Consider the following 14,140-nt stretch of genomic DNA (forward strand, 5'->3'; position numbering starts at 1 on the left):
CCGTTGTTGTCTTTTACGCTGGCAGGCGGCGGATGGTAGCACCCAGCAACTGCAGTTTCTCTTCGATGCACTCGTACCCGCGGTCTATATGATAGATACGGTCTACGATGGTATCGCCGTCAGCCATGAGCCCCGCTATGACCAGACTGGCTGATGCCCTGAGGTCCGTGGCCATGACCGGCGCACCGGTGAGGTGATCAACGCCCTTGATGATGGCGGCATTGCCTTCAAGCGTGATCTCGGCACCCATGCGGATCAACTCCTGAAGGTGCATGAACCGGTTCTCGAACACGGTCTCCACGATGGTACCTGTGCCTTCGGCCACTGCATTCATCGCTGCAAACTGGGCCTGCATGTCCGTTGGAAATGCGGGATAAGGCGCCGTACGCAGGCTCACCGCCTTCGGGCGATTGCCTTTCATATCCAGCTCAATCCAGTCCGGGCCGGTATTAATGTGAGCACCCGCCTCTTCCAGCTTGAGCACAACGGCTTCCAGAAGATCTTCCCGGGTATCTTTCAGCTTCACCCGGCCACCGGTGGCTGCCGCAGCTACCAGGTAAGTACCGGTTTCAACACGGTCAGGCAGCACGTTGTAATGGCATCCGTGCAAACGCTCTACACCGTTAATTTCGATCGTGGCGGTGCCATGCCCTTTGATGTCAGCGCCCATGGCGATCAGACATTCTGCAAGATCAACGACTTCCGGTTCACGGGCCGCGTTTTCCAGAATGGTTTTACCGTCTGCCAGTGCTGCAGCCATCATCAGGTTTTCAGTACCGGTCACAGTGACGGTATCGAGGAAGATATGGGCGCCCTTCAGGCGGCCGTTAGTCTTCGCCTTGATATAGCCATTCTCAACCTTGATGTCCGCGCCCATCATTTCCAGCCCGTGAATGTGCAGGTTCACCGGTCGACTGCCGATGGCGCACCCACCGGGCAGGGAAACTTCGGCTTCGCCGAAATGGGCAACCAGCGGGCCCAGCACAAGGATCGAGGCGCGCATGGTTTTCACCAGTTCATAGGGCGCGTGAACGTGCTTGATGGTATTGGCGTGAATCTCCACGCTCATTTTTTCATCAATAATCACTTCTACGCCCATACGGCCCAGAAGCTCGATCATGGTGGTTACATCGTGCAGGTGCGGCAAGTTGCCGACAGTCACCGGCTCATCCGCCAGCAGAGTTGCCGCCAGAATTGGCAGTGCGGCGTTTTTGGCACCCGAAATCCGGATTTCACCATCCAGAGGCTTACGACCTCTGATCAGAAGTTTATCCACAATAAATGTCCTGTTTTGTCCGGGCCGCTCAGCCTTGGCGCTCTGCCCATTCAGCCGGCGTAAATGCTTTCGGATGAAGTGCGTGAATCGAGCCATCCATAATCTGCTGGAACAGCGCCTTATTGATCAGCTGCTGGCGCTTGATGGTCGGCAGGCCTTCAAATACATCACCCACCACGACGACCAGGTAATGGCTACCATCAACCTGTACCTGAACTTCACAGCCGGGCAACGCTTCCTTGACCAGCTCAGTGACTTGGGCGGCATCCATAGAAAATCCTCGGGTGTTTTGAAATCAGGGGCGAGATTGTAACCAATTCCGGCGCCCGGGTCAGCTTTACCGTCCCGTAAACACAAGGGCCGGAACTGGCAAAGTCAGCGGAGGGAATGCGGGAATTCCGGGCCAAACCCCGCGAACTGCTCATCAAGGGTGCTCAACGCCGCCAGTGAGGCCAAAGGCCCACTGACACCCCGGAACGACAGCGAAATACCTGCCCGACGCGCAAGGCGCTGCCAACACAGCAGCATAGACAAAACCACACTGTGGGCGGTCACCAGTCCGCCAAGATCAACAACCAGGCTGCTGGTGACAGAGCTGATCAGTTTCTCACCCTGCCTTCTGACGCCGACCACAGTGTCTATGGTTACCTCGCCGGAAACGACCAGCACTCCATCAGAGAGCAGGACCCGCGGTGTGGCCGCAGTCATGAATTGTCGACTTCCTGCTCCAGATTCAGGGATTCAACAGTGTCGCCCCAACCGTCAATCACGGCCTGAATCTGACCGCGATTTTCCTCAATTTCCTGACTGAAGCGGTCACGGAAAGCCAAACCGATGTTAACGCCTTCAACAATAACGTTTTCCATCAGCCAGTTGCCTTCCGAATTCCTGTACATCGAATAAATCACCGGGTAGCGATCACCAGATGCGCTGATCACTTCCATTTCCACAGACGCCCGCCCTTCATTCTGCGGATTAATGGTCGCTTCCTTGACCTGGATTTCGAAATCATCCGCATTGACCAAAGCTTGTGCGTAACTGTCAAACAGGCTGCGCTTGAACTTGGCCACGAACTCGTCCCGCTGATCGGGAGTCGTCTGGCGAGCATAGCGACCCATCACCCGGGCCGCAATTCGGCGAAAATCCACAAAATCCGTCAGCGCCTGATCCATGCTCCTGTAGAACGCTTCCGGGTCCCGCTCGTACAGACCTCGCTCCTCATTGAGCTGGTCAACCAGCCGCTGGGTGTTTTTATCCACATACTCGCGGAGATCCTCCGCTTCGCCAGCCTGTACCGGCAAGACCAGAGCCAGGGCCATCATCAGGCCGAGCAGAATATGGTGTCTCATTGCAAACATCAGGATCTCCTGTTGAATGTTTCCGGCCCGAATCAGCGGCCCGATGCAAAGTTGCTGATCAGCCGTTCAAGGTTCATGGCCGACTGTGTCGAGTAGAAGGTATCGCCCTCTTTCAGCGAATCCATTTCAGCCCCGATCGATATATCAATGTACTGTTCACCGAGCAGGCCGGATGTACGTATAACTGCGGAACTGTCCGACGGGATGTTGTCGATGTCTGAATGAATCGACATTTCCACCCGGGCCTGAAACGTATCTTTGTTCAGGCTGATTGACTCGATAGCGCCAACGGTCACGCCAGCCATAGAGACCCGCCCCCGGGGTGTGAGTCCGCCAGTGTCATTAAAATCTGCAAAGATGGTATAGGTACTCTCTGCCGACTTCGGCGACAGCCCGCTCACCTGCAGCGCGAGGAAAAGCAGCGCCGCACAGCCTGCAACCATAAACAGGCCAACAATGATTTCCGTGGTTCTCTGCGCCATTTCCGGCTCCGGTATTATCTCGTTGATCGATGATTCAGAAATCGCCAAACATGACAGCGGTCATTACAAAATCGAGCCCCAGCACCGCCAGCGATGAGTACACGACGGTCTTGGTGGTGGCCGAACTGATACCTGCCGATGTCGGCACGCAGTCATATCCCTGATAGACCGCAATCCAGGCACAAACAAAACCGAAAACAATACTTTTAATGACGCCATTAAGGACGTCATCGACAAAATCCACCGACGATTGCATATTGCCCCAGAAGGAACCTTCAAAGACGCCCAGCCAGTCCACCCCAACCAGCATGCCGCCCCAGATCCCGACAACCGAGAAGATCACGGCGAGGACCGGCATGGCAATGAACCCGGCCCAGAGCCTAGGTGCAATCACTCTGCGCAGCGGGTCCACGCCCATCATTTCCATACTGGAAAGCTGCTCTGTGGCCTTCATCAGACCAATTTCAGCCGTCAGCGCCGACCCCGCCCGACCCGCAAACAATAAGGCAGTGACCACCGGCCCGAGTTCGCGCACAAGTGTCAGGGCAATCATCTGGCCAATGGCCGCTTCAGAGCCATAATCACTCAGGATAGTGAATCCCTGCAGCCCCAGCACCATGCCGATAAACAGACCTGAGACCACAATAATGGCCAGTGACAGAACACCAACGGCGTAAAGTTGCTTCAACAGCAGGGGAAACCCGGTTGCCGGCCTGGGCACGCCAGCCAGAACACCCGCAAGAAAACGGCCAGAACGACCAAAGGACGAAACCACATCCAGCCCCAGACGCCCGAACGCCGCGATCCTGTCAATCAAGACACACCCCCGGACAATTCAAAGTCCTGCGCGACACCCGCGGCCGGATAGTGGAATGGCACTGGCCCGTCCGGCTGGCCCTGAAGGAACTGCTGAACCTTCTCTGACGGATGCGCCCGTAACTGTTCCGGAGTGCCCTCACCAATCACCTTACCGTCTGAAATAATGCAGGCGTAGTGACAGATACTCAGAGATTCAGGCACATCATGGGAGACCAGAACGCTGGTCAGCCCCATGGAACTGTTAAGATCATGAATCAGCTTGACCAAAACCCCCATGGCAATCGGATCCTGTCCGGCGAACGGTTCGTCGTACATGATCAGTTCCGGATCCAGCGCAATGCTGCGGGCCAGCGCAACCCGGCGGGTCATGCCACCCGACAGCTCCGAAGGCATCAACCGGCGGGCGCCACGCAAACCGACCGCTTCAAGCTTCATCAGGACTATGTCGCGAATCATGTCTTCCGGCAGTTCTGTATGTACACGAAGTGGGAAGGCCACGTTCTCGAATACGCTCAGGTCGGTGAACAACGCCCCGCTCTGAAACAACATGCCGATCTTTTCCCGAAGCCGGTACAGCGCCTTGCGTTTGAGCTTCGGCACGTCATGACCATCCAGCACAACACTGCCTGAATCCGGCTTCAGCTGGCCGCCAATCAGACGAAGCAATGTGGTCTTCCCGGTTCCACTGGGCCCCATAATGGCGGTGACTTTGCCACGGGGAATGTCCAGGCTGACACCGTCGAAGATACGGCGCCCTGAACGGGAGAACACAACGTCCCTGAGCGATATGTAAGCCGGTGAGTTCATAGTCCTTACCTTTCGAAGAGGCGCTACATTATGACATGAAGCGCACAAGCTCAATTCAAAGAACCCAAAATGTACTGATAGCAATGATCAGTTTGTTTGAACTTTCGGTAACCGGGCATCGTTTTCGGGTGAAAATGGTATACTCTGCCCTACATTTTCCATGTCCAGACAACCAGGCCCCAAGCCCGATGACCGAACAAACTTCCAACGATTTCCGAACCTCTGCCATCCGCGCCATTCGCATCGAACGAGATGCCATCGATGCCCTTGAGAGCCGAATCGACAACGAGTTCACCCGGGCCTGCGAAGTCATCATGAGCTGCAAGGGGCGCGTCGTTGTTACCGGCATGGGAAAATCCGGCCACATTGGCAACAAGATTGCGGCCACCCTGGCCAGTACCGGAACGCCGTCCTTTTTTGTCCACCCCGGTGAGGCGAGTCACGGGGACATGGGTATGATCACACCTCAGGATGTGGTCATTGCCATTTCCAACAGCGGCAACACAAGCGAAGTGATCACCATCCTGCCACTGATCAAACGCATGGGCACCCCACTGATCAGCATGACCGGCAATGCCAGCTCCACCCTCGCCCGGGAAGCCGTGGCCAACCTGGATGTCAGCGTCATGGTCGAAGCCTGCCCCCTGGGCCTGGCACCCACCTCGTCAACAACCGCGACTCTGGTCATGGGCGACGCTCTGGCGGTTGCCCTGCTTGAGGCCCGAGGTTTCAGCGCCGAGGATTTTGCATTTTCCCATCCAGGTGGCAGCCTGGGACGCCGACTCCTGCTCCGGGTATCCGACATTATGCATACGGGTGACCAGATCCCGGTCGTCAGCGAGGGCACACCTCTGAGTGGCGCCCTTCTGGAGATCTCCCGCAAGGGACTGGGCATGACCACTGTCGTCAGCAAGAGTGGAACCCTGACCGGAATCTTTACGGACGGTGACCTCAGACGAACTCTGGACCGGTCGGTGGATATTCACCATACCCCGATTAATGAAGTGATGACCCGGCACGGCAAAACCATTCAGGCCGATCAGCTGGCTGCTGAAGCACTTAACATCATGGAAGAAATGAAGATCAACGCCTTGCCGGTGACAGACGAAGAAGGTGCCCTCATTGGCGCCATCAATATGCACGACCTCCTGCGGGCCGGCGTGATTTGAAAGGCTACCAGAGGAGCTGTTTGACATGAATTACGAATGGCCGGATACACTGCTGGCAAAAGCCGCCAACATCCGCCTGATTGCTCTGGATGTCGACGGCATAATGAGTGACGGCAAATTGTATTTCAGTGCCAACGGCGACGAACTCAAGGCGTTCAATATCCTGGACGGTCTTGGCCTGAAACAACTGATGGCCGCAGGCATAACCGTTGCCGTTATCACTGGCAGGCAATCGCCTCTGACCGAGAAACGCATGCGGGATCTGGGCATCCGGCATCTGATGCAAGGGCGCGAAGACAAAAAGGTAGCGCTGCAGGAACTGGTCAGCTCAATGGACCTCTGCCCCGAGGCCATCGCCTACATGGGTGATGACCTTCCGGATCTGCCGGCCCTCAGGTTTGCAGGCCTGGGCATTACAGTCCCTAATGGTTACTGGCTGGTACAACAACACGCCGACTACTGTACCCGCGCCCGGGGCGGCGAAGGCGCAGTTCGGGAAGCCTGCGATCTGCTCCTGACGGCTCAAGACAAACTTGAAACCGTGCTCGCGCCCTATCTGGAGCCCAAGACGTGAACTGGCTGCCGGACCGACCCTGGTTGAGGACGCTCGCTCTGGCCGGCACAGTTGTGGCAGCTGTATTCCTGCTATGGCAAAGCGATGAACCACCGGTTCTCAATGAAGACGTGGCCGCATTGCGAGGAGACGCAGAGCCGGATGGTTTCGTGATTGATGGGCAATACACCTCCTTTGACGCATCGGGCAATCTCAATATCCGGTTTTCCAGTCCACGCATTGAACAGTTTGAAGAAGGTAACCTGGCCACCATGGAAGCACCCCGGGCCGAGCTTTACGGAGGTGGAGCCCCCCGTCCCTGGATTGTCGAGGCCGACAATGGCAGCCTGCTCCAGAACCAGAATCTGGTGTACCTGACGGACAATGTTCGCATTCAGCGCACTATTGGCGAACGTGAGGCCACCCTGACAACATCAACCCTGACCCTGGATAATGACCGGGGTTTGGTTTATACCGACGCACCCATAGAGATACGCGACGTTACCGGCATTACCCGGGCCACGGGCATGAAGGCGTGGATAAACGAGCGGATTCTGGAACTGAACTCCCAGGTGGAAGGACGCTATGAAACCGGAAACTAACCGATACCAGAGCCTGCTTGCGACTCTGCTGACGATCGTGATGACCGGCCCCGCGGCCGCTTTCGATCTTGATTCCGATACTCCGATCAAGGTCACCGCCGACAACGCCCGTCTCGACGATGGCCAGGGCATCGCAACTTATTCCGGGGCCGTGGAACTTGAGCAAGGCGGGACCCACCTGAACGCCGACCGGGTCGTATTGTACCGCACGGAAGAAGGCCTGAGCCGGATTGAAGCCACTGGCACGCCCGCCCGATACCGGCAACCGACCGGTGAAGGTGAAGGCGAAACCGACGCCAGAGCCCTGAACATTACCTGGTCGGCGACCGACAGCCGACTGACTTTTGAACGGGAAGCTGTCATCGAGCAGAATGGCAACCTGTTCCGCGGTGATGTGATTCATTATGATACCGCTGGCCGGGTTGTTACCGCAGAGGGCGGAGCGGATACCGGCGAAGGCAACGGCCGGGTAGAGATGGTGATTCAGCCACGCAGCACCAACAGACAGGGATCCGATGGCAGTTCTGAGAGCCAGTAATCTGGCAAAAAGTTATAAACAGAAGAAAGTGGTGATTGATGTTTCCCTGGAGATCCGCAGCGGGGAAATTGTCGGACTGCTCGGCCCCAATGGCGCCGGCAAAACCACTTGCTTCTACATGATCGTGGGCCTGGTTCCTGCCGATCGCGGTCGGATTACTGTCGATAGCCGGGACATTACCCCGCTACCCATGCATGGGCGAGCCCGCCAGGGTATCGGCTATCTGCCGCAGGAAGCCTCGGTGTTCCGCAAGCTGTCCGTACGCGACAATATTATGGCGATCCTCGAGACTCGCCGCGGGCTGAGCAAGGCAGAGAGAGAGAAAAAGCTCGAAGAACTCCTGGAGGAGTTCCATATAACCCACATCCGCGACAGCATTGGTATGGCCCTGTCCGGCGGTGAGCGGCGACGGGTAGAGATTGCCCGGGCCCTGGCCATGGAACCGGCGTTCATTCTCCTGGACGAACCCTTCGCAGGTGTTGATCCCATATCTGTGAGTGACATCAAGCACATCATCCGGCATCTTCGGGACAAGGGGATTGGTGTGCTGATTACCGATCACAATGTTCGCGAGACGCTGGATATCTGCGAGAACGCCTACATAGTGTCCGGCGGCCACATCATCGCCTCGGGTAATGCCGACGCGATCCTGGCCAACCAACAGGTCAAGGAAGTCTACCTGGGCGACGAATTCAGGCTATGACACCGAATGGCTCATTGTTTTGATGATCGGTAGCAAGTAAACTCGGCAAAGAACTTGCTAGGGTAAATCAAAAATACGGCAAGTAACGGGCATATAAAGATTTTTTTCTACTAACGACATATTAGCGCTGATGAGTGACGGATCCTGAATCATGGTTATGAAAGCCTCCTTACAGTTAAAGCTGGGTCAAAGCCTGACCATGACGCCCCAGCTGCAACAGGCGATCCGGCTTCTCCAGCTTTCCACCCTCGATCTCCAGCAGGAAATCCAGCAAGCACTGGAATCCAACCCCATGCTGGAAACTCCCGAGGACGATGACCAGACCGAAGCAGCCACCGACAATGATGAGCGCGAGGCCAATGCTACCGAGTCTGCTGCTGAGGTTGCGCCGGAATCGACCAGCGACTGGGACGAATCCGAAAACGGTCCGGACTGGTCCTCAGAAACCGACATCCCTGATAACCTCCCGGATGATCTGCCGGTAGATACTGCATGGGATGACGTATACCAGTCAGCGCCCGCGCCGGCAGCGCGCAACGACGATGAAAACGACCACGATTTCGAAACCCGCAACTCCCCCACAGAAACGCTGCAGGATCATCTGGAATGGCAACTGAATCTGACGCCCCTGAGTGAGCGGGATCAGGCCATTGCCCATGCCTTGATGGATGCGGTGGATGAGCGGGGCTATCTCACCAGCCCTCTGGAAGATATTCACGCAGGGCTGCTGGATGAAAACGAAGAAGATCCACTTGAACTGGATGAAGTGCAAGCAGTCGTTCGCCGGCTCCAGCACTTTGATCCACCTGGCGTATTTGCCCGGGACCTTCAGGAATGCCTGCTGATCCAGCTTAACCAGTTACCGCCGGAAACGCCTTGGCTAGCTCAGGCACGCCTGGTAATCACCCACTATATCAATCTGTTGGGTAACCGGGACTACGCCCAATTGCTGCGCCGCAGCCGTCTCAAGGAAGACCAGTTACGGGAAGTCCTTGCGCTGATTACCGGTCTGAATCCTCGGCCGGGCGATGTTATTGACCGCGCCGAACCTGACTATGTGATACCGGACGTTATCGTTCGCAAACACAACGGCCGCTGGCGTGTTGAACTAAATCCTGAGATTGCACCACGCATCCGGGTAAATGCCAGCTATGCTTCACTTATAAGACGTGCGGACAGCAGTGCTGACAACACCTATATGCGGGACCAGTTGCAGGAGGCGAAGTGGTTTATCAAGAGCCTGCAAAGCCGTAACGAAACACTGCTGAAAGTGGCGACCCGTATTGTCGAGCATCAGCAGGGATTCCTGGATCACGGTGAAGAAGCCATGAAGCCGCTGATCCTTTCGGACATTGCCCAGGCGGTAGAAATGCATGAATCGACAATTTCGCGGGTTACCACCCAGAAATACATGCATACCCCGCGGGGGATCTTCGAACTGAAATATTTCTTCTCCAGCCATGTCAGTACCGACGAGGGCGGAGAATGCTCATCTACGGCCATACGCGCGATGATCAAAAAGCTGATTGCTGCGGAAACACCTAAAAAGCCGTTGAGCGACAGTAAAATTGCAGCCATGCTAGGGGAACAGGGAATCAAGGTTGCGCGACGCACCGTTGCCAAGTACCGGGAGGCTATGCACATTCCGCCGTCCAATGAGCGAAAGCGGCTGGTCTGAAAACTCACGGGCGGAACGCAACACCGCATTCGCCGGCGCACAATGCGCCAGCACCCAGACCGGCTCCCGGGAGCCGGCATGATGACAACAGGAGACGCCTATGCAACTCAACATTTCAGGCCATCACGTAGAACTGACTCCCGCACTGAAGGACTATGTTTCAGAAAAGTTCCAGAAGCTCGAACGTCACTTTGACCACATCAGTAACTGCCAGGTGACGCTGGAAGTGGAAAAGGTACGCCAGATTGCGGAAGCCACATTGCACGTGGTTGGTGGTGAAGTTCACGCAAAGGCAGAAAACGAAGATATGTACGCGGCTATTGATGCCCTGATTGACAAGCTGGACCGCCAGATACTGAAACACAAAGAAAAGAATGTAGACAGGATGCAAGGGAACGGCTCTCGCTAACTGGCTGTTTTCATGCAAATCATCTAATCGAGCTGCGACATGATCAACATGTCGCAGCCTTTTTTTTAACGGAAATGCAGTCGATCCATGAGCGATACATCCCTGACCATAGACAATATTCTTGCTCCGGCGCTCACCCTTTGCAGGGTCCCTGCGTCGAGCAAGAAACGGGCCCTGGAGTTTATTGCCGAGCAAATAAACCACCAGGACAACACGCTCAGCGAAACCCAGCTGTTCAACAACCTGATTTCCCGTGAGCGCCTCGGCAGCACCGGCATTGGCCAGGGAATAGCGATTCCCCATTGCCGGCTGGAGGGCCTTGATCACGTAGTGGGCGTGCTGATGACGCTTGAAGAAAGCGTTGAATACGATGCTATCGACAATCAGCCCGTGGATCTGATTTTTGCCCTGATCGTTCCCAAAGAGGCAACCAGTGAACATCTGGAACTTCTCAGCCAGTTGGCCGAAAAGTTCAATGAACGGTCGTTCTGTGATCGACTCCGGCAATGCGAGGACGCCAGCACACTGTACAAGCGCATGACCGCCTCGGGCGGATGATATTCATTGCAGTGGAGGTAAGGTGTTCATGAAGTTGATTATCGTCAGTGGCAGGTCAGGTTCGGGCAAGAGTACTGCACTTCATGTGCTGGAGGATCTTGGGTTCTACTGTATCGACAACCTTCCCATCGGCCTCCTGTTTCCTCTGACCAGAGAAGCCGCCAGTCAGACTAAGCCCGGTCGACTGGGCAAGATGGCGGTGAGCATTGATGCCCGCAATCTGTCCGGGGAACTGGCCAATTTCGAAGAGATCTACCGGGACCTTCAGGAAACCGGTGTTACCGTTGAGATCATTTTCCTGGATGCCGACGAGCAGTCTCTTCTTCAGCGTTTCCATGCTACGCGTCGCAAGCATCCCTTAAGCGACGACAGAACCTCGCTTCGGGAAGCCATTACCAACGAGAAGACGCTTCTTGAGCCCCTTTCGAAGCTATCCGATCTCTATGTGAATACCACCGGCATGTCCATGTACGAGCTCCGGGACATGGTCAAACAAAGGGTCGTGGGTCGGAAGGATCAGGAGTTGGCCCTGCTGCTTCAGTCGTTTGGCTTCAAGCACGGCGTACCACTGGATTCCGATTATGTCTTCGATGTTCGATGTCTGCCGAACCCTTATTGGGATACCAATCTCAGAAAATATGTGGGCACCGACCAGCCGGTGATTGAGTTCCTGGAAAAAGAGCCGGCAAGCCGGAAAATGATTGAGGATCTCAAGGCGTTTCTGGATACCTGGCTACCCTCTTTCGCGGATAGCAACCGCAGCTATATGACCATTTCCATTGGTTGTACCGGAGGCCAGCACCGCTCGGTTTATGTCTGTGAACAGCTCGCCGAATACTTCCGGCAACGCTACAGCAACGTGCAGGTACGCCATACCGAGCTGCCTCACCTGCAAACCCGGGAAGAGATCTGAGCAGACCATGATTCGCCGCCCGATTACCATTATTAATAAACTTGGTCTGCACGCCCGCGCTACTGCAAAGCTGGTTGCCACGGCCTCTGAATTCGAAAGCAGTGTCAGAATCAGTGGCAAGGGCCGGGACGTTGATGCAAAAAACATCATGCAGGTCATGATGCTGGCCGCCAGCAAGGGCACAGATGTGGAGCTGACAGTTGACGGGTCGGACGAGGAACAGGCTATCGAGGCTCTGGTGGAGCTGATTAACGACTATTTTGGTGAGGGCGAGTAGCTCGGACCCCGTACGGCATTCACCTACAACTCTTTCTCACTGATCTTGCCTAACTCCGCTATAATACAGGCGTTTTCTGACGCCGGGTGATTCATGACCGATATTCTGGAAAAAAGCCAGGCCCGCCAGCGCCTTCGCTCCCTGAGCGAAGCCCTGGACAGTGGCGCACTGAAGCAGGTTGCCCGCATCCTGAACGGTGGCCTGAGCCCCAGTGATATTGCACACCTGCTGGAGTCCTCTCCACCCCGCCAGCGCGCCCTGCTCTGGAATCTTGTCGACAAGCAACTGGAAGGGGAAGTTCTCCAGTACCTGAGTGATGATATTCGTGGTTATTTCCTGAGCCAGCTGAACGCCCAGGAACTGGCGGATATTATCGAGGACTTCGAGTCAGACGACCTGGCCGACCTCTTGCAGCAGTTACCGGACACGGTGATCCAGGAAGTTCTGGACACCATGGACGAGCAGGACCGGCAACGTGTGGAGGAAGTGCTTTCCTACCCAGAGGACACTGCCGGTGGCCTGATGAACACGGACACCATCACGGTGCGCCCGGACATCAGCATTGACGTAGTCCTCCGTTATCTGCGCCGGCACCGAACGCTGCCTCCGATGACCGACAGCCTGATTGTGGTCAGTCGCCGCGATGATTTTATCGGTATGCTGCCCATCACCAAGATGCTGGTATCCAATCCCGCGGCCACCGTGCGGGAGGTGATGGATACCGAGATCGAACCTATTCCCGTAAGCCTCTCAGACACCAAGGTAGCGACCTTGTTTGAACGCTACGATCTGATCTCGGCACCGGTGGTCAACGAGGACGGCCGTCTGCTCGGACGTATTACTATCGATGACGTGGTCGACGTCATCCGGGAGGATGCGGATCACTCACTGATGAGCATGGCCGGTCTGGATGAAGACGAAGATACCTTCGCTCCGGTCTGGAAAACCACCCGCCGCCGTGCGGTATGGCTTGGCATCAACCTGATTACCGCACTGACTGCATCGGCGGTAATCGGCCTGTTTGAGGATACCATCGCCAAAGTCGTAGCCCTGGCAGTGCTCATGCCGATCGTCGCCAGCATGGGCGGCATTGCCGGCAGCCAGACCCTGACCCTGGTTATCCGGGGCATGGCAGTGGGTCAGATCAGCGGCGCGAACGTTGGCTGGCTGCTCAACCGGGAATTTCTTTCCGGGATACTGAACGGCCTGCTCTGGGCCGCGGTTGTGGCCGGCGCCGCCATGCTCTGGTTCCAGGATGTACTCATTGGAGCGATCATCGCGGCGGCCCTGATAATAAACCTGGTTGCCGCGGCATTTGTGGGTACGGTTCTGCCTTTATTTCTCAAATCGCGCAATATCGACCCGGCCCTTGCGGGCAGCGTGATTCTGACCACCGTCACGGACGTGATCGGGTTTATGGCCTTTCTTGGCCTCGCTACCATTTTCTATGCTTAACCGGATGCCGGATACATGAACGAAAACCACGACAACGAAGCGCCAGAATATGATGGCCCCAGCAAATCCCAGTTAAAAAGGGAAATGCACGCCCTGCAGACACTGGGCAAGCGGATGCTGGACCTGAGCATCGACCAACTGGAGACTCTGCCGATCAGTGACACGCTTCGAGCGGCCATCGAAGAGTCCAGGCGTATCCGCCAGAACGAGGCGAAACGACGACATCTGCAATACATCGGCAAGATCATCCGCCAGGAAGACGACCCCGAAGCCCTGGCGAAAGCCATCGACGCCTTTGATGCCGGTAGTGAAGAGCATACGCGTCGGCATCATCTGGCCGAACGCTGGAGAGATCGTATGATTGCCGAAGGCGATTCCGTTGTTGGCGAATTTTTCAGTTACTGCCCCAGTGCTGACATGCAGCATCTGCGCAACCTGGCACGCAACGCCCGCAAAGACGTGGAGAAACAGAAGAACACCGGCCAGCCCCGGAAACTGTTTCGCTATCTTCGTGAATGCATTGATGATGCAGAGGCCATGTAA

The 14,140-nt window shown here is 55.9% G+C and carries 19 protein-coding genes; 12 read left to right on the forward strand and 7 right to left on the reverse strand.

Going from position 1 to position 14,140, the window contains the following annotated elements; genetic code table 11:
* Positions 1–13 precede the first annotated feature (13 nt).
* From murA to KO499_RS11905, 7 genes are all read right to left on the reverse strand, one after another.
* Positions 14–1,276, reverse strand: coding sequence for a UDP-N-acetylglucosamine 1-carboxyvinyltransferase (murA, locus tag KO499_RS11875; RefSeq protein WP_215983975.1), 1,263 nt, complete (start codon positions 1,274–1,276; stop codon positions 14–16).
* 28 nt (positions 1,277–1,304) lie between these two features.
* Positions 1,305–1,547, reverse strand: a complete 243-nt coding sequence (locus tag KO499_RS11880; RefSeq protein WP_215983976.1) for a BolA family protein — start codon at positions 1,545–1,547, stop codon at positions 1,305–1,307.
* 104 nt (positions 1,548–1,651) lie between these two features.
* Complete coding sequence (locus KO499_RS11885) at positions 1,652–1,984, reverse strand: STAS domain-containing protein (RefSeq protein ID WP_215983977.1); 333 nt, start codon at positions 1,982–1,984, stop codon at positions 1,652–1,654.
* Entirely contained in the window at positions 1,981–2,634 is a 654-nt protein-coding gene (locus KO499_RS11890) for an MlaC/ttg2D family ABC transporter substrate-binding protein (protein WP_215983978.1), read from the reverse strand. The genes KO499_RS11885 and KO499_RS11890 overlap by 4 nt, the downstream gene beginning before the upstream one ends.
* A gap of 32 nt (positions 2,635–2,666) precedes the next feature.
* The gene (gene mlaD / locus KO499_RS11895; protein WP_215983979.1) at positions 2,667–3,116 is read right to left on the reverse strand and encodes an outer membrane lipid asymmetry maintenance protein MlaD; all 450 of its coding nucleotides are present in this window, start codon (positions 3,114–3,116) and stop codon (positions 2,667–2,669) included.
* 34 nt (positions 3,117–3,150) lie between these two features.
* Positions 3,151–3,933: a lipid asymmetry maintenance ABC transporter permease subunit MlaE gene (gene mlaE, locus KO499_RS11900; protein WP_215983980.1), complete on the reverse strand. Its 783-nt coding sequence runs from the start codon at positions 3,931–3,933 to the stop codon at positions 3,151–3,153.
* Entirely contained in the window at positions 3,930–4,742 is an 813-nt protein-coding gene (locus tag KO499_RS11905; RefSeq protein WP_215983981.1) for an ATP-binding cassette domain-containing protein, read from the reverse strand. The genes mlaE and KO499_RS11905 overlap by 4 nt, the downstream gene beginning before the upstream one ends.
* A gap of 188 nt (positions 4,743–4,930) precedes the next feature.
* Between KO499_RS11905 and KO499_RS11910 the strand changes: the two genes are divergently transcribed.
* From KO499_RS11910 to yjgA, 12 genes are all read left to right on the forward strand, one after another.
* The gene (locus KO499_RS11910) at positions 4,931–5,911 is read left to right on the forward strand and encodes a KpsF/GutQ family sugar-phosphate isomerase (protein ID WP_215983982.1); all 981 of its coding nucleotides are present in this window, start codon (positions 4,931–4,933) and stop codon (positions 5,909–5,911) included.
* Positions 5,912–5,936: 25 nt separating this feature from the next.
* A complete protein-coding gene (gene kdsC / locus KO499_RS11915) occupies positions 5,937–6,485 on the forward strand; it encodes a 3-deoxy-manno-octulosonate-8-phosphatase KdsC (RefSeq protein ID WP_215983983.1) in 549 nt (182 codons plus the stop codon).
* Positions 6,482–7,066, forward strand: coding sequence for an LPS export ABC transporter periplasmic protein LptC (lptC, locus tag KO499_RS11920; RefSeq protein WP_215983984.1), 585 nt, complete (start codon positions 6,482–6,484; stop codon positions 7,064–7,066). The genes kdsC and lptC overlap by 4 nt, the downstream gene beginning before the upstream one ends.
* Positions 7,050–7,604 (forward strand): lipopolysaccharide transport periplasmic protein LptA, encoded by a 555-nt coding sequence (lptA, locus tag KO499_RS11925; RefSeq protein WP_215983985.1) that lies wholly within the window; start codon positions 7,050–7,052, stop codon positions 7,602–7,604. The genes lptC and lptA overlap by 17 nt, the downstream gene beginning before the upstream one ends.
* Positions 7,582–8,307 carry an LPS export ABC transporter ATP-binding protein gene (gene lptB, locus KO499_RS11930; RefSeq protein ID WP_215983986.1) on the forward strand — a complete coding sequence of 242 codons (726 nt, stop codon included), beginning with the start codon at positions 7,582–7,584 and terminating at the stop codon, positions 8,305–8,307. Before lptA ends, lptB begins: the two co-directional genes overlap by 23 nt.
* 157 nt (positions 8,308–8,464) lie before the next feature.
* Positions 8,465–9,985, forward strand: a complete 1,521-nt coding sequence (locus KO499_RS11935) for an RNA polymerase factor sigma-54 (RefSeq protein ID WP_228339926.1) — start codon at positions 8,465–8,467, stop codon at positions 9,983–9,985.
* Between the two features lie 100 nt (positions 9,986–10,085).
* A complete protein-coding gene (hpf, locus tag KO499_RS11940) occupies positions 10,086–10,394 on the forward strand; it encodes a ribosome hibernation promoting factor (protein WP_215983988.1) in 309 nt (102 codons plus the stop codon).
* Between the two features lie 87 nt (positions 10,395–10,481).
* Complete coding sequence (gene ptsN / locus KO499_RS11945) at positions 10,482–10,952, forward strand: PTS IIA-like nitrogen regulatory protein PtsN (RefSeq protein ID WP_215983989.1); 471 nt, start codon at positions 10,482–10,484, stop codon at positions 10,950–10,952.
* Between the two features lie 28 nt (positions 10,953–10,980).
* Positions 10,981–11,865 (forward strand): RNase adapter RapZ, encoded by an 885-nt coding sequence (gene rapZ / locus KO499_RS11950; protein WP_215983990.1) that lies wholly within the window; start codon positions 10,981–10,983, stop codon positions 11,863–11,865.
* A gap of 7 nt (positions 11,866–11,872) precedes the next feature.
* Entirely contained in the window at positions 11,873–12,142 is a 270-nt protein-coding gene (locus KO499_RS11955; RefSeq protein WP_215983991.1) for an HPr family phosphocarrier protein, read from the forward strand.
* 93 nt (positions 12,143–12,235) lie between these two features.
* Positions 12,236–13,597, forward strand: a complete 1,362-nt coding sequence (mgtE, locus tag KO499_RS11960) for a magnesium transporter (protein ID WP_215983992.1) — start codon at positions 12,236–12,238, stop codon at positions 13,595–13,597.
* A gap of 15 nt (positions 13,598–13,612) precedes the next feature.
* The gene (yjgA, locus tag KO499_RS11965; RefSeq protein ID WP_215983993.1) at positions 13,613–14,140 is read left to right on the forward strand and encodes a ribosome biogenesis factor YjgA; all 528 of its coding nucleotides are present in this window, start codon (positions 13,613–13,615) and stop codon (positions 14,138–14,140) included.

The organism is Marinobacter sp. F3R08, from assembly GCF_018860425.1.
In the GTDB taxonomy this organism is placed as follows: domain Bacteria; phylum Pseudomonadota; class Gammaproteobacteria; order Pseudomonadales; family Oleiphilaceae; genus Marinobacter.